Raw genomic sequence first — 19,826 nt, 5'->3', positions numbered from 1 at the left:
AACGGTCGAGAGTCGTATTGGGGGCAGGCTATAGCGCTCGCTATCCAGCCGCGCCAGTGGCTTGCGCCCCGGTTTGGTCACCGTTTGCCGCCTGCTGGAAGCTCTCGGTCGGATAGAAGGTGTAGCTGAGGGTGATTTCGCGCACGCCGCGGCTCTCCGCGTCGGTCGCCATCTCGGGCGCCACGAAATACTGGACCGGGAATTTCATCGTCTGGCCGGGCTGGATGATCTGCTCGTCGAAGCAGAAGCACTGCAGCTTCTGGAAATAGGGGCCGGCGCGTTCGGGCACGACATTATAGGCGGCCTTGGCGCTGATCGGCTTGTCCGAGGTGTTGGTCACATCGAAGAAAGCCATGCCGGTTTCGCCGATCCGCACCCTCTGGCTGACCTGTTCGGCGCGGAACTGCATCGGCAGGTCGCGGACATTGGTGTCGAAGCGGATCAGCACCGTCTGGTCCAGTTGGACGTCCGGCGCTTTCTCGGCCCGGCTGACGGTGCCGTCGAAGCCGGTGACCTGACAGAACATCCGGTACAGGGGCACGGCGGCGAAGGACGCGCCGGTCATCCCCATGACGCCGAGCACGCAGACGATGGCGATGGCGTTGCGGGACAGTTTCACTGGGCGTACCCCACCGGCTGACCCGCCGCGATGGCTTCCTTGCGGGCGTCGATGTTGCGCTTCAGGTTCAGGATGGTGACGCCGAACACGATCACCATGAAGGCGACCAGCGCAGCCGCGATGGCGTAGTTGCGCTTCTTGCGCGCGGACAGTTCGTCGGGGGTCAGTTGGCGCATGGGTCTTAAAGTCCCGGGGTAAAGCTCTCGACCAGCAGAGCGGCGAACAGGGCCATCAGATACAGGATCGAGAAAGCGAACAGGTTGCGCGCCGGTTTGGCCTCGGCGCGGACATCATACAATGCGGCCTCTCGCCCCACGGCCTCGGCCTTGTCGGGCTGGTCGCCGGCGCGCGAGCGCCACAGCCGCACCGCCAGCAGCAGGAAGCCCAGCCCGCCGGCGATGGAGACGATCTGGTAGATCAGCCCGCCCATGCCGGCGAAGCCCGGCGCGATGGCCGCGGGCAGGAAGATCAGGGTGTAGATCAGGATCTGCAGACGGGTGCTCTTCGCCCCGCGCGCCACGGGCATCATCGGAATGCCCGCCTTGGCGTAGTCGCCCGCCGAATACAGGGCCAGGGCCCAGCTGTGCGGCGGGGTCCACAGGAAGATGATCAGGAACAGCAGCCAGGCCTGCCACGGGGCCTGCCCGGTCGCCGCGGCCCAGCCGATCACCGGCGGCAGCGCGCCCGCGGCGCCGCCGATGACGATGTTCTGGGGCGTCCGGCGCTTCAGCAGCAGGGTGTAGAAGACGGCGTAGTACAGGATGGTCAGCAGCAGCAGACCGCCCGCCAGCCAGTTGGTCGTCATGCCCAGCAGCATGACCGAAAACACCGACAGGATGACCCCGAAGGCCATCGCATCATTTTTCCGCACGCGCCCGGCGGCGACCGGACGGCCGCGCGTGCGGCGCATCAGGGCGTCGGTCTCGCCCTCCAGCGCCATGTTCAGCGCCCCGGCCGCGCCCGCGCCCACGGCGATGCACAGGATGGCGATGGCTGACGACAGCCAGTCCAGCCCGCCCCCCGCCACGACCAGCCCGGTCACGGCGGTGAAGATCACCAGCGACATCACGCGCGGCTTCAGCAGCTGGAAGAAGTCTTCCGGCTGGGCCGTGGAGAGCGCGGGATGGGCGGCGGGTTCGGTCATCGGTCTCTCTGTGCACGGTCGCGCGATGCGCTGTGCGGCACAAAACGGGCGGAAATCGCGCGGCGCGGCTCAGCCCTGGAAAAGGTGAGGGCCGCTCCCTTGCAGAAGCGGCCCCCGGTTCTCGGTCCGGCCGGGGCCGGTGTCGTCAGTGTTCGTCGCTCTTGACCACCGGCAGTTCGTTGAACTGGTGGTGCGGCGGCGGCGAGGACAGGGTCCACTCCAGCGTCGTGGCGCCTTCGCCCCACGGGTTGTCGACGCCCGGACGGCGACGGATCGCGGCCTCAATCAGCATGATCAGGAAGACGCCCACGCCGATGATGGTGATCAGATAGCCGACCGACGAGACGTGGTTCCACAGGGCGAACGCGTCCGGATAGTCGATGTAGCGGCGCGGCATGCCCTGCAGACCCAGGAAGTGCTGCGGGAAGAACACCAGGTTCACGCCGACGAACATGATCCAGAAATGGGTCGCGCCGAGGAACTCGTTGTACTTCACGCCGAACATCTTCTCGAACCAGTAGTAGAAGCCGGCGAAGATCGCGAACACGGCGCCCAGCGACAGGACGTAGTGGAAGTGGGCCACGACGTAATAGGTGTCGTGCAGGCTGTAATCGATGCCGGCGTTCGACAGGACCACGCCGGTCACGCCGCCGACGGTGAACAGGAAGATGAAGCCGATGGCCCACAGCATGGGCGTCTTGAAGCTGATCGAGCCGCCCCACATCGTCGCGATCCACGAGAAGATCTTAACGCCCGTGGGCACCGCGATGATCATGGTCGCGGCCACGAAGTAGGCGCGCAGGTTCACGCTCATGCCGACCGTGTACATGTGGTGCGCCCACACGATGAAGCCGATGAAGCCGATGGCGACCATGGCGTAGGCCATGGCGAGGTAGCCGAAGACGGGCTTCTTCGAGAAGGTCGAGACGATGTGCGAGATGATGCCGAAGCCCGGCAGGATCAGGATGTAGACCTCGGGGTGGCCGAAGAACCAGAACAGGTGCTGGAACATGACGGGGTCGCCGCCGCCGGCCGGGTCGAAGAAGCTGGTGCCGAAATTGCGGTCCGCCAGCAGCATGGTGATGGCGCCCGCCAGAACCGGCAGCGACAGCAGCAGCAGGAAGGCGGTGATCAGCACCGACCAGGCGAACAGCGGCATGCGGTGCAGGGTCATGCCCGGCGCGCGCATGTTGAAGATGGTGGTGATGAAGTTCACCGCGCCCAGGATTGACGAGGCGCCCGCGACGTGCAGCGAGAAGATCGCCAGATCCATCGCCGGACCGGTGTGGCCCTTGGTCGAGAGCGGCGGATAGATGGTCCAGCCGCCGCCGAAGCCCTTGCCCGGTCCGCCGTCGACGAACATCGAGGCGCACAGCAGCACCCAGGCCGCGACCAGCAGCCAGAAGGAGATGTTGTTCATGCGCGGGAAGGCCATGTCCGGCGCGCCGATCATGATCGGCACGAACCAGTTGCCGAAGCCGCCGATCATGGCGGGCATGACCATGAAGAAGATCATGATCAGGGCGTGGGCCGTGACGGTGACGTTGTAGCCGTGCTTGGACGCCTCAACGAGACCCAGTTGCTCGATGATGCCGCCAGGGACGAAATACTGGATGCCCGGAGCCGCCAGCTCCAGACGGATCAGGCCCGAGAGGGCGCCGCCCACGATCCCCGCCATGATGGCGAAGATCAGGTACAGGGTCCCGATGTCCTTGTGGTTGGTCGACAGGAACCAGCGGGTGAAGAAACCCGGCTTGTGGTCATGATGCCCATCGTGGTCGTGGGCGAGATTTTCGGCTGCGGTGGCCATGTCTGCGGGGCTCTCGCGGTTCGTTACTGGGCGGCCGGGGCGGCGGCGGGAGCCGCGGCCGGGGCCGACGTAGCCGCGGCGGGCGCGGCAGGAGAAGTGGCGGCGGGAGCCGCGGCGGGGTCGGCGGCCGGAACGGCCGGGGCGGCGACGGCCGGAGCCGCGGCGCCTTCCGGAGCCTTCGGCGTCATCGAGCCGCCCTTCTGGGCGACCCACTGCTCGAAGCGGGCCTGGCTGACGACGTGGATTTCGATGGGCATGAAGGCGTGGTCGACGCCGCACAGCTCGGAGCACTGGCCGTAGAAGACGCCTTCACGGTCGGCGCGGAACCAGGTCTCGTTCAGACGGCCCGGGACGGCGTCGATCTTCAGACCGAAGGCCGGCAGGGCGAAGGCGTGGATCACGTCGGCGGCGGTGACCTGGACGCGGATGGTCTTGCCGACCGGAACCACGATCGGCTCATCGGCGGCCAGACGGTACAGGTCATGCGACATGCCGCGCCGGGCGATCTCTTCTTCCGGCAGCATGTTCGAGATGTACTCGGGGATGCCCTGGTCCGGATATTCGTAGGCCCAGTTCCACTGGTTCCCGGTCGCCTTCACGGTCAGATAGGGATCCGGCATGTCGTGGTAGGCGAACAGCAGGCGGAACGAGAACAGGGAGATGAACACCAGGATCAGCACCGGGACGACCGTCCAGATGATCTCGATCAGGGTGTTGTGGCTCCACCGGGCCGGAACCGGGTTGCGCTTCTTGTTGTAGCGGATGGCGATCCAGATCAGGAGACCCAGCACCAGCACGCAGATCGCCACCGTGATCGGCAGCAGGATCAGGTCGTGGAAATGATGCGCCTCGACCTTCAGCGGCGAAGCCGCCGGCTGAAGCCCGATACCACCCGGCGTCGGCTGACCCATCCGGTCACCCGAAGCCAAGGCCGGCGTGGCGGCGAAAACGGCCAGGCTCAGGGCAGCGATACCGCCACCGACAATAGCCCGGGCCCGCGTGCCCATCCCCATGCGAGACATCCTCATAAAAACCGTTTCGTCGCAAGCGCTTGCGAGTGAATCGCAAACAGGCGCCGGGGCGACTTGCCCACGGCGGCTCTTCGGGCGGTCCATATCGCCCCCTCCCGCAATTGCCAAGCGTTCCGACCCATCCGCGACGTTCGGGCGCTCGATTAAATCGGTGTCATGTTTCGACAGCTACCTTGCGGCGCAAGATACCTTGCGGTACCAAATCTCCATCACAGGAGACCTTGATGTGCCTGAAACCATAGAAATCCAGCTGAAAAAGGGGGTGCTGACGCTGTGCGTTCTGGCCCTGCTGAACCGGCGCGACAGCTACGCCTACGAGATCGCATCCACGCTTTCGGACGCCATCGATATGGGCGAGGGAACCATCTATCCGCTGATGCGGCGGATGCAGTCCGACGGCCAGGTCGAGACCTATCTGGTCGAATCGCCCTCCGGCCCGTCGCGCAAATATTATCGTCTGACCGATGCCGGTCGCCGGGCCCTCGAGGCCCAGCGCACCGAATGGCGGGGCTTTGTCCGCGCGGTCGAGACCCTTCTGGACGACGCGGGCCAACCCGTCGCCGACATCGCTGAACAGGGAGCTGAACAATGACCCGAGCCGAATTCATGGCCCGCCTGCGGCAGGGGCTTGTGGGCATGCCCATGGCCACCGCCGCCGAGATCACCGCCGATTACGACACCCATTTCGACGACGGCGTCGCCGCCGGTCGCAGTGAGGCTGAGATCTCCGCCGCCCTGGGCGATCCGTCGCGTCTGGCCCGCGAACTGCGCGCCGAGGCCGGCGCCCGTCGCTGGACCCAGGAGCAGAACCCGTCGGCCGCCGCCGGCGCGGTGTTCGGCCTGATCGGGCTGGGCGCGCTGGACATCATCATCATCCTGCCGCTGATCCTGCCGATCTTCGGCACGGTGCTGGCCTTCCTGATCACCGGCATCGCCATCTTCGTCAGCGGCGGCATCGCCGCCGTGGTCGTGCCCTTCGCGGGCGGACCGGGCGGGGCGCTGGCCGGCATCCTGCTGGGCGTGGGCCTGATGGGACTCGGCCTGTTCATGGGCGGCCTGATGGCCATCCTGACCAAATGGCTGGTCGACGCCACGGTCTGGTACGCCCGCCTGCACTACCGGGTGCTGAAGCCTGTGCTCGACAATCAACCCGCCGCTCAGGCCTGAAGGAGAGACTGACATGATGCGCAATCTTCTCGTCATCACCGGCGTGGGTTTCGTCCTCGCCATCGTCGGCATCGGCGGCGCCTTCGCCATGGTCGGCGCCGACGTCCGCAAGCATGACTGGACCTGGGTCGTCACCGACGACGCGCCCGGCGACTCCAGCTTCCGGCTCGAACGGGGCGAGGTCCAGCCGGACATCGACCGCACCATCGCCTGGACCGGCGGCGACAGCCTGTCGATCGACGTCCCCGGCGAGGTCACCTACGTCCAGGGCGCCACCGCGGGCATCCGCATCACGGGGCCGAAGGACATCGTCGACAGCATCCGCTTCGAGGACGGTCGTCTGAGCATGACCCATGACGACACCCAGGACCGCGGCTACATCCGCTGGACCGGCACGGGCATCCGCGTGTGGAGCGAGTCCGAGGCCCTGAAGATCGTCGTCACCGCGCCTTCGGTGACGAATTTCGAAATGGGCGACAACGGCCACCTGACAGTCCGCGACTATGACCAGCCCTCCCTGGCCGTCGTGATCCAGGGGGAAGGCGCCATCGATGTGCAGGGCCGCACGGACAAGGCCTCCATCACCGTCAACGGCGACGGCGACGCCGATCTGGATCGTCTGGTCCTGGCCGAGGCCACGGTCCAGATCCCCGGTCGCGGCGACGTCCGCGTCGGACCGACGGAGCGGGCCGATATCGACCTGTCGGGCCGGGGCGACGTGACCCTGACCCGCAACCCGGCGCAGGTGAACCAGTCGATCACCGGCTGGGGCGAAGTCGAGATCGAATAGTCGATCCCGGCGCATGGTGACGCGGGGACGGTCAGCCCCTACTTAAGGCTCATGACCGTCCTCGTTTCCCCGCCCGCCATTCTCGACAGCGCCGACGTCGGCGCCGACGAAGCCCTCTCGATCCTTCAGGACGCCCTGACCGGAGCCGACGACGGCGAACTGTTCCTCGAGCGCTCCGAATCGGAGTCGCTCGTTTTTGATGACGGCCGGCTGAAGTCCGCGGCCTATGACGCCACTGAAGGCTTCGGCCTGCGCGTCGTCGCCGGTGAGACCGCCGGTTACGCCCACGCCAACGAGATCAGCGGCCCCGCCCTGCGCCGCGCCGCCGACAGCGCCGCCCTGGCCAAGTCCGGCCATGCGGGCGTCAGCGCCGAAGGGCCGCAGGCGACCAACCAGAAGCTCTATGACGAGGTCGATCCCCTCGCCTCCCCCGCCTTCTCCGACAAGATCGCCCTGCTCGCCGAGATCGACGCCTGGGCCCGCGCCCGCGATCCGCGCGTGGTGCAGGTGTCCGCCTCGCTGATCGGCGAGCACCGCCAGATCGAGATCCTGCGCGGCGACGGCCGGCTGATGCGCGACATGCGCCCGCTGGTCCGCCTCAATGTCTCCGTCACGGTCGAGAAGGACGGCAAGCGCGAGAGCGCCTCGTCCGGCGCCGGCGGCCGCGCGGGCTTCGAGGCCTGGGTCGCGCCCGAGCGCTGGCAGGGTCAGGTCGATGAGGCCCTGCGTCAGGCGCTGGTCAATCTGGAGGCCGTCGACTGTCCGGCGGGCGAGATGGATGTGGTGCTGGGCGCCGGCTGGCCGGGCGTGCTGCTGCATGAGGCCATCGGCCACGGCTTCGAAGGCGACTTCCACCGCAAGGGCTCGTCGGTCTTCACCGGCATGATGGGCAAGCGGGTCGCCGCCCCGGGCGTGACCGTGGTCGACGACGGCTCCATCGCCGGCCGCCGCGGTTCCCTGACCATCGACGACGAGGGCACCCCGACCAACCGCACGGTCCTGATCGAGGACGGCATCATGGTCGGCCTGATGCACGACCGTCTGTCGGCGCGTCAGCTGAACACCACGGCCACCGGCAACGGCCGCCGCCAGTCCTTCGCCCACATGCCGATGCCCCGCATGACCAACACCTTCATGGAAGGCGGCAAGGACTCGAAGGCCGACATGATCGCCAACACGAAGCGCGGTCTCTACGCCGCGAATTTCGGCGGCGGCCAGGTGGACATCACCAACGGCAAATTCGTGTTCCAGTGCACCGAGGCCTATCTGATCGAGGACGGCCGGATCACCGCCCCGGTGCGCGGCGCCACCCTGATCGGCGACGGCGCCACGGCCCTGACCCAGGTGCAGATGATCGGGGACGACTTCGCGTTCGATCCGGGCGTCGGCGTCTGCGGCAAGGCCGGTCAGGGCGTCCCCGTCGGCATCGGCCAGCCCTCGCTGAAGATCGGCGGACTGACAGTGGGCGGCACGGCCGTCTGAGGCGACGCCGACCGACGTTCTATGGTAGAGCTTCCCTCGACGGTTGCGGGAACGATCGCTTTCGCAGTCGCAGCCGGTCAGGGGAGACGCTTATGAAGGCCGCCCTCTCTCAGTACGAGGTCGATATCCGGTTGTCGCCGGATACGCTGCAGGCGCTCATGGCGACCGGCTACTCGCTATTGGTCCTCAAGGCCGTCCAGACCAAAGACGGCGGCGCGGCGCCGCTGGTGTGGTTCCGAACGGACCGACTGACGCTGACGACCTCAGTCACCTGGCAGGAACAGTATCAGGCCTACATCTCGCCCAGCCAGATCGTCTCCAACGGCATGATCCACCCTGGCGCGACCGTGGACATCAGCGTGGGTCAGACCGCCCAGGTCAGCGCCGACGGCGTCATGACGGCCGCCGATGGAGGCGCGACCTCGGCGATCTCCATTTTCAACCAGGACTATCAGACCTGGACCTGTGGCGTTTCGCAGGTGGTCGCAGGCCAGGCGAACCCGGTCTGCGCGGTGCAGGTCATCAGCAACATGGTCGACATCATCACCCCGGTCGAGCAGGTCCTGCTGATGTTCTCGAACATGTCGATGAACACCGGGACCGTCATGGTGAAGGCCAGCACCTTCGGTCTCCTGGTCGACCTGAGGGACGCCACTCAGCGCACGGTCCAGTTCGACATCAACAACGGCTGGACCTGGGGCGGCGGGGCCTGGGGGCATTCCGTCCAGCCCAACGCCAACCTCCTGCCCCTGCTGATCCAGACCTCATGACGCATGCCTGAGCGGGCTATTGGGCCCGCCACTCCGGCCCGACCACCTCGAACCCGCGGGCGACGAGGTTGTCCAGCACGCCGCCCTCTTCGGCCAGCAGGCGGACCGGGGCGACGCCCATGGTCGTGCCGGGCGAGATCATGGAGGTCTCCACCGCCGCCGCCCATTGCTGGTGCAGTTGCGGCGCCAAGTCGGGATCGCCCCACGGCCAGCAGACATTCAGCGCCTGTTCGATCGGCGAGTTGACCACCTCCGGCACGCGGAAGGCCCGCCAGTCGATGGCCCGTTCGCGTGACGATTCAGGCCCGGCTTCGGCGGCGGCGATGGCCCGTTCGGCGCAACGCACGTGGACGGTCTGCGGCGCATTGATCAGGCTGTCGATCATCTCGTCGCCGCGCACCGTGCCGACGGGGCGCATGTCGATGCGGGCGCGGCGGCCTGCGCGGCGCACCACGTCCACGGCGTCCTGCGCCTCGCCGCCGGCGCGGAAGCCCGCCTTGTCCTGCATCAGGTCCAGGCTGGTGAACAACAGGCTCTGGCCGCGCCAGTTCTGGTTCCGCTCGCCCGCCATCAGGGCTTCCAGCCGCGCCTGATAGTCGGGCGACAGATAGGTGGCCGAGGTCTGGCCCTGCGGCATCCGGCCGATGGTGCGCGCGCGCCAGATGACCCGTAGGATGTCGCTGAACGACGCCCGCCCCTCCTGCGGCAACAGGATCAGGTCCGCCTTGGCCGCCGCCTGCTCCAGGGCGTCCGGCTGCCAGGTCACGTCGCGCGGGATGGCCCGGATCGAGCCGACGAGGATCAGGGTCGAGTCGCCCCGCGTCACGGTCCACATCGGCGCGCCGGACCGTCGAGCCAGCACCACCACCTCATCCAGTTGCGCCACGTCCTGCGCGGCGTCAGCGGCGGTCTGGGCCGGGGCGGATGTCGCCACGCCCGACAGGGCCAGAACAACAGCGGCGATAATGGCGACGGATTTCATTCTATGGCCCGTTAGACTTGATGAACGTCAGTATAGCGCAGACAAGATCAGAACACGAAGATGACAACGCTGTAATGATGTCATCGATTTAATCCACCTGTCTGTCTTGTAACTGGAGACAGGCAGTCCGTGCGGTCACACCTCTCGTCACACGACGAGGGGAGTTTCGCAATGACCAGAACCATCCTGATGGCCACGACAGCACTGTTGCTGTCCGCAGGCGCAGCCGCCGCACAGACTCCGCCTTCGCCCACCACCGCCCCGCAAGCCGAGGCCGGACAGCAGGGCGTGCTGGTCTTCCAGCCTGAATTTTTCGCCGACCAACGCCCCACCACCGCGCTGGACATGGTCAACCGGGTGCCCGGCTTCAGCGTCTCCGACGGCGACGGCAGCCGCGGCTTCGAAGGGTCGGTCGGCAACATTCTGGTCAACGGGTCCCGCCCGGCGTCCAAGAACGATTCGGGCTCCAGCGTCCTGGGCCGCACCCTCGCCGCCAACGTCGAGCGCATCGAGCTGATCCGCGGCGGCGCCCCCGGCATCGACATGCAGGGCTTCTCGGTCGTGGTGAACGTCATCACCCGCAGCCAGTCCAGCCAGCAGACCATCGTCACCGGCAACGCCGTCCTGTTCGAGGGCGGACAGGACGTCTACGGCGGCTCGATCCAGTTCACCGCCAAGGACGGCGAGCGGACCTGGGGCTTCACCCTCAGCGACGGCCTGTCGATGAGCGACTCGAACGGCGTCGGCCCGGTTATCCGCCGCGACGGCTCGGGCGCGATCCTCCGCGACGAGAGCTTCTTCAACGACCAGACCGGCGGCGGCCAGTCGGCCCGCGTCAACTACGCCAGCCCCTTCGCCGGCGGCAAGATCGACCTGACCGCCCGCTACGGCGTCAACGACTTCGCCAACATCAACCTGCAGACCTCCCCCACCGTGCGCCGCGAAAGCCGCTATGCGGAAGACGGCAGCAGTGGCGAGTTCGGCGCGGTCTACACCCGTCCGCTGAGCGGCCGGTTCAATCTCGAGACCCGCTTCATCCACGAGTTCAGCGACTACACCGGCGTTTCGACGAACCGCACGACCCTGTCGGGCGTCGACAGCCCGGAACAGCGCTTCGAGTCGGACGGCAATGCGTCGGAAACCATCCTGCGCAGCCTGGTCCGCTTCGAGCAGTCGCCCCGGCTGACGTGGGAGTTCGGCGGCGAGGTCGCCTACAACATGCTGGAGACCGACCAGGCGTTCAGCATCGGCGGGACGAATGTCCCGCTGCCCTCCGCCTCCGTGAAGGTCGAGGAGACCCGCGGCGAGCTCTTCGGCAAGGGCACCTGGCGGCTGCGCGACGACCTGATGGTCGAGGGCGGCCTGCGCATGGAAGCCTCGACCATCACCCAGTCGGGCGACGCCGATCAGGAGAAGAGCTTCTTCTTCCCCAAACCGCGCCTGCTGGCGACCTGGACGCCGATGGCCAACAACCAGTTCCGTCTGCGCTTCGAGCGCGAGGTCGGCCAGCTGGACTTCGGCGACTTCGCCGCCTCGGCCGACCTGGAGGACGAGAATGTCTTCGGCGGCAACATCGACCTGGAGCCGGAGCAGCGCTGGGTCAGCGAACTGACCTATGAGCGGCGTTTCCTGGGCGACGGCATCGTCAGCATCGGCCTGCGCCATGACGAGATCGTCGACGCCATCGACGTCATCCCGCTGGACGACGGCCTGTCGGCGGTCGGCAATATCGGCGACGCCACCCTGGACCAGCTGGCGGTCAACATCCTGGTCCCGATGGACTGGGCCGGCTTCACCGGCGGCCGTCTGGGCTTCCGCAACACCTGGAACAAGACCGAGGTCACCGACCCGACCACCGGCGAGACGCGTCCGATCTCCAACGTCCGGCCCACGCAGGCCTCCGTGACCATCGCCCAGGACATCACGTCGTGGAAACTGCAATGGGGCGGCGCCTGGATCCCGCTGCTGGGTCAGACCAGCTTCGATCCGGACCAGCGCTTCAGCTGGCGCGGGCACGACTATTTCGAGCTGTGGGCCGAGTACAAGCCGACGCCGACCCTGTCGGTGCGGGCCCAGGTCACCCTTTGGGACGACTTCTACCAGGAGCGCATCGCCTATGAGGACCGCGTGACCCGCCCCATCGCCTATGTCGAAACCCGCGCCATCGACCCGCGCACCTTCTGGCAGCTGCGCCTGCGCAAGACGTTCTGAGTTCGGCTCCGGTCCTGTCGCCCCACAGCCGGCCGGAGATCCGATGGCGGCGGAGGTCCCTTACCCTCCGCCGCCCCTCACGGGGCCAAGGGCTCCGACGCCGAGCGGCCGCGCCGCCAGCCTTACCGCCCCGAAAAGCGCCCAAAGAAAAAGGCGGAGCCGCGAGGCTCCGCCTTTTCCGTTTTCAGTGGTCGCCCGTTCAGCCGGTCGTGGTGGCCGAAGGATTGGCGACGTTGCCGTCTTCACGACCCGCGTCCGTCAGCGACGGCCCCGGGTGGTTGCCGGGCTCGTTCACCCCGTTCGACCACTTCGAGATGAAGAAGCTGATCAGGATGAAGAAGACGCCGATGCCCACGCCCCACAGGCCGATGGTCTGGAAGGTGTCCAGCGAGGTCTGCAGCGCGGCCTCGGGATTGGTCACCTGACCACCGACGGTCTCGGTGCCGGCGCGTTTGGCGATCTCGCCCCCGATGAAGTGGGCGATGGCCGAGGCCATGAACCACACCGCCATCATGAAGCTGACGATCGAGGGGACCGACAGCTTGGTGATCTCGGACAGGCCCACCGGCGACAGGAACAGCTCACCCGTCGTGTGCAGCATGTACAGCAGGCCCAGCAGCACCAGCGGGGTGCGGAAGGCGTCGTCCACCATGCCCGAGTTGGCGCCCCACACCACGACCAGGAAGCCGAGGCCGACCTGCATGATGCCGAGGCCGAACTTGATGACCGGGTTCGGGTCCAGCCTGCGCTTGCCGAGGAAGGCCCAGAGGGCCGCGAACACCGGGGCGAAGATCAGGATGTAGCCGGCGTTGAACGACTGGGTCTGGGCGGCGGTGATCGAGGTGTCGATCCACAGGCCCGAGCCGGTCGCAATGCCCGCGGCCGCCAGCTGGGCCGGGGTGCCGTAGGGAATGCCGAACAGCGTGCCCGCCGTGGCGGTCAGCGACAGGTCGACGTTCCGGTCGGCGAACAGGTTCAGCGACGACCCCGCCTGTTCGAACAGGGTGAAGAACACCGCCGAGCCGAAGATCAGCACCATGGCCAGCATCATCCGCTCACGGGCGACCTTGTCGCCGCGCAGCTTGAACACGATGAACCATGTGATGAAGCCCAGCGCCAGAATGGTCGAGGCCAGCAGGCCCTGACCGACGAGACCGTGGTTCGGCACGATGAAGTACAGGGCGCCGACGCCGACGAAGGCCAGCAGATAGATGATCAGTTCGCGGTTCAGGAAGCCGGCGACCGGCTTCTTGATCAGCTCCGGGTTGGGGCTTTCACCCTTGCCCTGCAGCAGCGGCTTGCCGAGCCAGAAGACCACCAGACCCAGCGCCATGCCGATGCCCGCCAGACCGAAGCCCCAGCCCCAGCCGAAATTCTGACCGAGGTAGCCGCACAGCACGGCGGCCCAGAAGGCCCCCAGGTTGATGCCGTAATAGTAGAGGGTGAAGCCCGAATCCCGGCGCGGATCGCCCTGCGGATACAGCTGGCCGACCAGGGTCGAGATGTTCGGCTTCAGGAAGCCGACGCCCATGATGATCAGCGACAGCGCCAGGAAGAACCAGTTCTGGCCCGACGACTTGATGATATCGACCTTCAGTTCGCCCGGAGCGGCGGTCGCCAGCGGCGAACCGGCCGGAGCGCCCGCGACGGTGATGTGGCCGTCCGGCGTCGAGGCGTAGTCATAGCCCTGACCGTCCACGACGACCTGACCGACCTTCTGCTCGCCGCGATCGACGATCTGGACCGGATAGGACTGGCCGCCGACGTTGACGACCTGACGGGCCGGGCTGCCTTCGAAGGCCATCAGGCCGTGGCCCATGACCAGCAGGACCGCGCCGAACATGATCGCCTTGCGGGTGCCGATGTAACGGTCCGCGACGATGCCGCCGATCAGCGGCAGCAGGTACACTAGCGAGCCGTAGGTGCCGTACTGGCCCGACGCCTGGGCGTCCGGGAACAGGAAGTGCTGGGTCAGATAGAAGATCAGCAGACCGCGCATGCCGTAGAACGAGAACCGTTCCCACATCTCGGCGAAGAAGCAGATGATGAGGCCGCGGGGGTGGCCCTTCAGGATCTGAAGAAGCACGGGGATCCCCGTGGCGAGGGTGATGAACACCCCCAGCAAGATGACGATATTCATGCGTGTCCTTTAACTTGCGGGGTGCGATACCCGTTTGCACCGGGCGCGCCTGCGCGGCCCCGCCTCCCCTGACGAAGCCGCGATAGGACCACCGAGCGTATGGGTTTACAAGCCGTAACCCTGTGTGAGAGCGGACGGAAACGTCGCAGGAGTTGATTCCCGGATGCTGACCCGTCGCGCGACCCTCGCTCTCGCAGCCGCCGCGGGCCTTGCCCCCGCCGCCTGTCTGCGCGCGCCCGCACCGCACCGCGGCGACGTGCTCGCCGCCGGCCAGCCCGCCGCCTTGCTGATCTGGGCCGTGGCTCCGGAGCGGATGGCCGGCTGGCCGCGCAAGCCTCCGGCCGAGGCCCTGGCCGCCCTGCCCGCCGCCGCCGCCGCCCTGCCGGAACTGGGCGGGCTGGCGGGGCCGGGACGACAGGCGGACCTCGAGGCCGTCGCCGCCCTCAAGCCCGGCCTGATCCTCGACTATGGCGACACCGACCCGCAGAAGATCGCACTGGGACAGCGGGTGCAGGCGCGCATCAATGTGCCGTGGACTCTGGTCGACGGCGCCCTGACCCGCATTCCCGACGCCTTCCGGCAGGCCGGACGACTGCTGGACGCGGGCGCCCGCGGCGACTCCCTGGCGCAGGAGGCCGAGACGGTGCTGGCGCGCTGGCGCGCCGCGCCGCCGGGACCCGCCTTCTACTATGCGCGCGGCGCCGACGGCCTGGAGACCGGCTTCCGCGGCGCGCTGGCGACCGAGGTGCTGGAGGGCGCCCGCTGGACCAATGTCGCCGTCGGCGGGTCCGACATCGGCCGGGTGTCCCGCGAACAGGTTGTCGCCTGGGACCCCGAGGTTCTGGTCACCCTCGATGAGGGTTTCGCCCGCATGGCGTTGAACGACACGGTCTGGCGTCGCCGCCCGAACGGAGCCCTGCGACGCATCCTGCTGCTGCCGGATCGGCCGTTCGGCTGGATCGACCGGCCGCCCTCGGTGAACCGCCTGCTGGGCTGCGCCTGGCTGGCCTCCCCCGACGACGGCGCGGTGGCCCAGGCCATGCTCAGCCGCCGCCTCTACGGCCTCGCACCCGCCGAGGTCCGCCGCCCGCAATGGCTGCGCTAGGGCCGGTTCCGTCCCGGCTGGTCGCCGCCGGGCTGGCGCTTCTGGCCCTGGTGGTGGCCGCTTCCGTCCTGTGCACCGGCCCGCTCGCGGTCGCCCCCGGCGATCTCGCCGCCGCCCTGTTCGGACGGGGCCCGCCCGAGGCCGAACTGGCGCTGGCCCTGCGCGGGCCACGGCTGCTGGCGGCCCTGACCTGCGGCGCCGCCCTGGCCGGCGCGGGGGCGGGCTTCCAGATCCTGTTTCGCAATCCGCTGGCCTCGCCCGACCTGCTGGGCGTCTCGTCCGGGGCGGGTCTGGGCGCGGCGATCGCCCTGCTGTTCGGCGCCGGCGTCTTCCTGATCCAGACCGCCGCCTTCGTCGGAGGCCTGGCCATCGGCGCCCTGGCCGTGGGCTGCGCGGCCCTGACCCGCGGTGGCGACGGGCGACTGGCCCTGATCCTGTGCGGGGTCGTGGCGGGCGCCCTGGCCTCCGCCGGCCTCGGTCTGGTGGTGACGATCGCCGAGCCCTATTCGCAACTGCCCGCCATCACCTACTGGCTGCTCGGCTCCTTCAGCCGGGCCACCCTGTCGGAGGCCGGCCTGGCCCTGATCCCCGCCGCCGGCGGCGCCGCCGTGCTTCTGTGGCTCGGCTTCCGGCTGGACGTGCTGTCGCTGGGCGATGAGCAGGCGCGGTCGCTGGGCCTGCCCGCCCGTCCGCTGCGGATCGTCGCCCTTTGCGCCGCCGCCCTGATGACCTCGGCGGCCGTGGCGGTGGCGGGCCTGGTCGGCTGGATCGGCCTGCTGGCGCCCCACGCCGCCCGTCTGATCGTCGGTGATCAGGCGGGACGATTGATCCCGTCCGCCATGGCCATGGGCGCCCTGTTCGCGGTGCTGATCGACCGGCTGTCCACGGCCTTCGGCGCGGCGGAACTTCCGGTCGGACTGCTGGCCGCCGCCGTCGGCGCCCCGGGCTTCCTGATCCTGTTCATCGTCAATGCGAGGCGGGCATGAGCCTGATCCTCGAACAGCTTGTCGCCGGGCGGCGCGGCTTCCGCCTGCCGTCGCTGGACCTTGTCCTGGAGCCCGGTCAGGTCGTCGCCCTGATCGGCCCCAATGGCGCGGGCAAGACCACATTGCTCAAGACGCTGGCCGGTCTTCTGGACCCGCAGGATGGCCGGATCAGCCGCTCCGGCGCCGCCGCCTGGTTGCCGCCGCCCGGCGCGGTGTCGGCGGGCTTCTCCGCCCTGCATGTCGTCGCCCTCGGCCGGGCCGGACGTCGGGTCTGGTCCGCCGGCCTGACGCCCGATGATCTCGACGCCGCCCGGGCCGCCCTCACCCGGCTTCAGGTCGCCGGCCTCGCCGACCGCCCCTTCGACCGTCTGTCCAGCGGCCAGCAGCAACTGGTCCTGATCGCCCGCCTGTTCGTGCAGGACGCCGCCGTCTGCCTGCTGGACGAGCCCCTGGCCCTGCTCGATCCCGCCCATGCGCAGCAGGTCGAGACGGCGATCCGCGCCCTGGCGGCCGAGGGTCGCGTCGTCATCGCCTCCACCCACCACCTGCCCTTCGCGGCCCGCGCCGACCGGGTGCTGTCGCTCGGCCCCGACTGGATCGAAGCGGCCACGCCCGCCGCCGCCCTCGCGCCCGACCGGCTGCGCGCCCTGTTCGGGGTCGAGACGACCGGCTGCCCCTGCTGCGGCCACGCCGTGAGCCAAGGGACGGAGGTTCAGACCTCGACCAGATCCAGCCGGCGCTCGACGCGCTCCAGCCGCTGATCGAAATTATCCATGCGGCGGTTGAGGCTGTTCACATTGGCTTCGACGCCGGTCAGCCGCACCTTGATGTGGTGCATGTCTTCCTTGATGTTGGTCATGTCGGTCTCGATACGTCCAAGCTGCGCCTGGATGTTCTGAAGCACCGGAACGACGATGTCGGTCACCTCTGACATGGACGGAACATAGCGTGAAAATGGAGCCTCGCCAATGACACGCTCGATAGCGGCCCTCGCCGCCGCCCTCGCCCTGATCGCCGCGCCCGCCATGGCGCAGGAGCCGCCCCGCTGGTCCTTCGCCATCCACGGCGGCGCCGGCGTGATCGAGCGCGACAGCCTGACGCCCGAACAGGACGCCGCCTATCGCGCCGCCCTGCATCGCGCGCTGGAGGCCGGACAGGCCGTCCTGTCCGGCGGCGGCTCGGCCATGGACGCGGTCCAGGCCGCGATCCAGATCATGGAGGACGATCCGCTGTTCAACGCCGGACGCGGCGCCGTCTTCACCGCCGAGGGCCGCAATGAGCTGGACGCCGCCATGATGGACGGCGCCACCCTGAACGCCGGGTCAGTCGCGGGCCTGACCACCACCCGCCACCCCATCGCCGCCGCCCGCGCGGTGATGGAGCAGTCGCCCCACGTCATGCTGATCGGCCCCGGCGCCGACAGTTTCGCCGCCTCGGTCGGGCTGGAGCAAGTCGATCCGGGCTTCTTCTTCACCGAGCGCCGCTGGCAGGGGCTGGAGCGCGAGTTGCAGCGCCTCAACCTGCCCATCCCGCCGCGTCCCGCCGGCGCCGCGCCGAGCGCCATGGCCGACCTGCCCGCCCCGCCCCTGAACGAGCGCAAATTCGGCACCGTGGGCGCCGTCGCCCTCGACAGTCAGGGCCGTCTCGCCGCCGGCACCTCCACCGGCGGCATGACCGCCAAGCGCTGGGGCCGCGTCGGCGACGTGCCGGTGATCGGCGCCGGAACCTACGCCTCCAACGCCGACGGCTGCGCCGTCTCCGCGACGGGCTCGGGCGAGTATTTCATCCGGGCGACGGTGGCGCGGGACATCTGCGTCAGCACCCGGGCGGGCGCGACCGTGCAGGCCGCCGCTGATACCGAGATCGCCGATGTCGGTTCCATCGGCGGGGACGGCGGCGTGATCGTCATGGGCCGGGACGGAACGCCCGCCTTCGCCCTGAACACCTCCGGCATGTACCGCGGCTCCATCTCCAGCACCGCGCCCGCCGCTGTCGCCATCTACGGCGACGAGGAACTGCGGCCGTGAGCCCCGCCCCCGACCGTCCCGGCATTCCGGTCCCGCCGCCGCTGATCTATCTCGGCTTCATCCTGATCGGCTGGGGCCTGACCCATGTGGTAGCCGACCCCGGCGTCGGCGCGGGCTGGGACGTGCGCCGCTACATCGCCTTCGCCCTGATTGTCGGCGGCTTGCTGCTGGACGGCGCCGCCGTGCAGGGTTTCCGCCGCAAGGGCACGTCGCCCGAGCCGTGGAAGGAAGCCACCGTGCTGGAGACCGAAGGCCCGTACCGGTTCAGCCGCAACCCCATCTACCTCGGCTACGCCATCGCCTACGTCGGCGTGGCCGTGGCGATGAACAGCCTGATCGCCCTGTCGCTGCTGATCCCCTGCATGGTCGTCATCGACCGCTTTGTGGTTCTGCGCGAGGAACACTATCTGTCGCGGAAATTCGGCGCCGCCTATGACGCCTATCGAACGAAGGTGCGGCGATGGCTGTGAACGACGACGAACTGTCCGAAATGGCCATCGAGGAGCTGGACGCCGCCTGCGCCCTGCCCTGGCCCGACATGAAGGCCGTCACCCCCTGGGGCGACAGCTTTGAGGGCGTCGCCCCGTCGGGCCGCGATGTCGAGGTGGAGCGCCGCTATCTGTGGGCACACCAGCCCGAGGGCGCCATCGCCGTCGAGGTCGAGGTGCGCCTGATCGGCGGCCGCGACGGCGCCGAGGCCAAGGCCCTGATCCACCCGCCCGGCTGAATTCCGGGCGCCGTTAACCTTTCCCGTTGCCAAGCGGAGCCGTCCGCGCAGAATGACGTTCGGTCATTCAGCGGGAGCCTCCATGTCCTACGGCGCAGACTTCAGCGCGGCCGATCCGGCCAACGCCCCGCTCGACGCCCCGATCTATCTGGGCGCGGACCCGGTGCTGTGGGGCGCCCTCATCCTGCTGCTGATCGCCGCCGCCCTGCTGGGCTGGTACCTGCGCGGCCAGTCGGGCCCGAAGACGGGCGACGCCTCGTCCTCGATCTGGAAGGCCATCGACGAGGCGGCCAAGGACGCCATGAAGGCCGACGACAATGCGCTCAGGGGCCGGGCCGAGCATCTGCTGGCCGTCATCCGCGGCCGTCTGGGCGCCACCCTGTCGCTGGCGGGGGACGAGACGGGCCTGGCCGCCTGCGTCGTCGCCCTGCGCAAGGCGGTCGCGGGCCAGCGGGCGGACAGGCACGACGACCACGGCGGGCACGCCGACCACGGCCCGCACGACGCAAAGCACGGTGACGCCCACGACGAGGCCCCCGGCAAGGACGGGCACGGGCCGACCTCCAGCGTCGGCGCCGCGGCGGCCAACATCACCATCAACGTCGCGCCGTCCCCGCCGGAAAAGCCCGCCAAGCCCGACCACGGCGGCCATCCGCCGCATCCGCCCAAGGCCCTGACCGTGCGCGAACAGACCGACGCCCTGCGGCTGGCCGTCGCGGCCTTCAACGAGCACTGGCGCCACCGGGACGCCCGCACCGGCGCGCTGCGAGCCGCGCTGGCGGAGCTGTCCGGCGGCTCCGGCGGCCCCCGCCTCAGCCACGACTGATCCGCCACA

21 protein-coding genes are annotated in these 19,826 nt (G+C 68.7%); 13 read left to right on the top strand and 8 right to left on the bottom strand.

All coding sequences use genetic code 11. From position 1 onward, the window contains the following. Positions 1–40: 40 nt before the first annotated feature. The 5 genes from ACW174_RS08845 to coxB form a co-directional block, all read right to left on the bottom strand. A complete protein-coding gene (locus ACW174_RS08845) occupies positions 41–571 on the bottom strand; it encodes a cytochrome c oxidase assembly protein (RefSeq protein ID WP_492017261.1) in 531 nt (176 codons plus the stop codon). A 44-nt stretch (positions 572–615) separates the two neighbouring features. Further along, entirely contained in the window at positions 616–795 is a 180-nt protein-coding gene (locus ACW174_RS08840) for a cytochrome c oxidase system small membrane protein (protein ID WP_492014060.1), read from the bottom strand. Positions 796–800: 5 nt separating this feature from the next. Next, positions 801–1,763, bottom strand: coding sequence for a heme o synthase (locus ACW174_RS08835; RefSeq protein ID WP_492014059.1), 963 nt, complete (start codon positions 1,761–1,763; stop codon positions 801–803). Between the two features lie 145 nt (positions 1,764–1,908). Further along, positions 1,909–3,573 (bottom strand): cytochrome c oxidase subunit I, encoded by a 1,665-nt coding sequence (gene ctaD / locus ACW174_RS08830; RefSeq protein ID WP_492014058.1) that lies wholly within the window; start codon positions 3,571–3,573, stop codon positions 1,909–1,911. 23 nt (positions 3,574–3,596) lie between these two features. Continuing rightward, a complete protein-coding gene (coxB, locus tag ACW174_RS08825; RefSeq protein WP_492014057.1) occupies positions 3,597–4,586 on the bottom strand; it encodes a cytochrome c oxidase subunit II in 990 nt (329 codons plus the stop codon). 244 nt (positions 4,587–4,830) lie between these two features. Between coxB and ACW174_RS08820 the strand changes: the two genes are divergently transcribed. The 5 genes from ACW174_RS08820 to ACW174_RS08800 all read left to right on the top strand — a co-directional run bounded on the left by ACW174_RS08820 (position 4,831) and on the right by ACW174_RS08800 (position 8,813). Next, a complete protein-coding gene (locus tag ACW174_RS08820; RefSeq protein ID WP_492014056.1) occupies positions 4,831–5,196 on the top strand; it encodes a PadR family transcriptional regulator in 366 nt (121 codons plus the stop codon). Continuing rightward, positions 5,193–5,771 carry a DUF1700 domain-containing protein gene (locus ACW174_RS08815; protein ID WP_492014055.1) on the top strand — a complete coding sequence of 193 codons (579 nt, stop codon included), beginning with the start codon at positions 5,193–5,195 and terminating at the stop codon, positions 5,769–5,771. Before ACW174_RS08820 ends, ACW174_RS08815 begins: the two co-directional genes overlap by 4 nt. 13 nt (positions 5,772–5,784) lie before the next feature. Further along, entirely contained in the window at positions 5,785–6,561 is a 777-nt protein-coding gene (locus tag ACW174_RS08810) for a GIN domain-containing protein (protein WP_492014054.1), read from the top strand. A gap of 51 nt (positions 6,562–6,612) precedes the next feature. Then, positions 6,613–8,043 (top strand): metalloprotease TldD, encoded by a 1,431-nt coding sequence (gene tldD, locus ACW174_RS08805; RefSeq protein ID WP_492014053.1) that lies wholly within the window; start codon positions 6,613–6,615, stop codon positions 8,041–8,043. A 92-nt stretch (positions 8,044–8,135) separates the two neighbouring features. Then, complete coding sequence (locus ACW174_RS08800) at positions 8,136–8,813, top strand: hypothetical protein (protein ID WP_492014052.1); 678 nt, start codon at positions 8,136–8,138, stop codon at positions 8,811–8,813. Positions 8,814–8,829: 16 nt separating this feature from the next. Here the strand turns inward: ACW174_RS08800 and ACW174_RS08795 are convergent, their stop codons facing one another. Next, positions 8,830–9,795: a TraB/GumN family protein gene (locus tag ACW174_RS08795; protein WP_492014051.1), complete on the bottom strand. Its 966-nt coding sequence runs from the start codon at positions 9,793–9,795 to the stop codon at positions 8,830–8,832. A 171-nt stretch (positions 9,796–9,966) separates the two neighbouring features. Between ACW174_RS08795 and ACW174_RS08790 the strand changes: the two genes are divergently transcribed. Then, positions 9,967–12,006 carry a TonB-dependent receptor plug domain-containing protein gene (locus ACW174_RS08790; protein ID WP_492014050.1) on the top strand — a complete coding sequence of 680 codons (2,040 nt, stop codon included), beginning with the start codon at positions 9,967–9,969 and terminating at the stop codon, positions 12,004–12,006. Between the two features lie 199 nt (positions 12,007–12,205). Here ACW174_RS08790 and ACW174_RS08785 read toward each other — a convergent pair whose 3' ends face one another. Further along, on the bottom strand, positions 12,206–14,146 hold the full coding sequence (locus ACW174_RS08785; RefSeq protein WP_492014049.1) for a peptide MFS transporter: 1,941 nt from the start codon (positions 14,144–14,146) through the stop codon (positions 12,206–12,208). Between the two features lie 163 nt (positions 14,147–14,309). Between ACW174_RS08785 and ACW174_RS08780 the strand changes: the two genes are divergently transcribed. From ACW174_RS08780 to ACW174_RS08770, 3 genes are read left to right on the top strand one after another with little or no spacing between them, the layout of a single operon-like run. Further along, positions 14,310–15,251: a TroA family protein gene (locus tag ACW174_RS08780; RefSeq protein ID WP_492014048.1), complete on the top strand. Its 942-nt coding sequence runs from the start codon at positions 14,310–14,312 to the stop codon at positions 15,249–15,251. Next, positions 15,239–16,237 carry a FecCD family ABC transporter permease gene (locus ACW174_RS08775; RefSeq protein ID WP_492014047.1) on the top strand — a complete coding sequence of 333 codons (999 nt, stop codon included), beginning with the start codon at positions 15,239–15,241 and terminating at the stop codon, positions 16,235–16,237. The genes ACW174_RS08780 and ACW174_RS08775 overlap by 13 nt, the downstream gene beginning before the upstream one ends. Then, positions 16,234–16,998, top strand: coding sequence for an ABC transporter ATP-binding protein (locus ACW174_RS08770; RefSeq protein ID WP_492014046.1), 765 nt, complete (start codon positions 16,234–16,236; stop codon positions 16,996–16,998). The genes ACW174_RS08775 and ACW174_RS08770 overlap by 4 nt, the downstream gene beginning before the upstream one ends. Here ACW174_RS08770 and ACW174_RS08765 read toward each other — a convergent pair. Continuing rightward, entirely contained in the window at positions 16,950–17,171 is a 222-nt protein-coding gene (locus ACW174_RS08765) for a hypothetical protein (protein WP_492014045.1), read from the bottom strand. The genes ACW174_RS08770 and ACW174_RS08765 overlap by 49 nt on opposite strands. A gap of 34 nt (positions 17,172–17,205) precedes the next feature. Between ACW174_RS08765 and ACW174_RS08760 the strand changes: the two genes are divergently transcribed. From ACW174_RS08760 to ACW174_RS08745, 4 genes are all read left to right on the top strand, one after another. Further along, on the top strand, positions 17,206–18,264 hold the full coding sequence (locus ACW174_RS08760) for an isoaspartyl peptidase/L-asparaginase family protein (RefSeq protein ID WP_492014044.1): 1,059 nt from the start codon (positions 17,206–17,208) through the stop codon (positions 18,262–18,264). Then, positions 18,261–18,734: a methyltransferase family protein gene (locus tag ACW174_RS08755; protein WP_492014043.1), complete on the top strand. Its 474-nt coding sequence runs from the start codon at positions 18,261–18,263 to the stop codon at positions 18,732–18,734. The genes ACW174_RS08760 and ACW174_RS08755 overlap by 4 nt, the downstream gene beginning before the upstream one ends. Further along, positions 18,725–18,991 (top strand): hypothetical protein, encoded by a 267-nt coding sequence (locus tag ACW174_RS08750; protein ID WP_492014042.1) that lies wholly within the window; start codon positions 18,725–18,727, stop codon positions 18,989–18,991. Before ACW174_RS08755 ends, ACW174_RS08750 begins: the two co-directional genes overlap by 10 nt. Before the next feature lie 82 nt (positions 18,992–19,073). Beyond that, on the top strand, positions 19,074–19,817 hold the full coding sequence (locus tag ACW174_RS08745; RefSeq protein WP_492014041.1) for a hypothetical protein: 744 nt from the start codon (positions 19,074–19,076) through the stop codon (positions 19,815–19,817). The last annotated feature ends 9 nt before the right edge of the window (positions 19,818–19,826 follow it).

This window comes from Brevundimonas sp. AVps31 (assembly GCF_058681355.1).
Note: the sequence above shows the minus strand (reverse complement) of the source record. Positions and strands in the feature narration are given on the sequence as shown.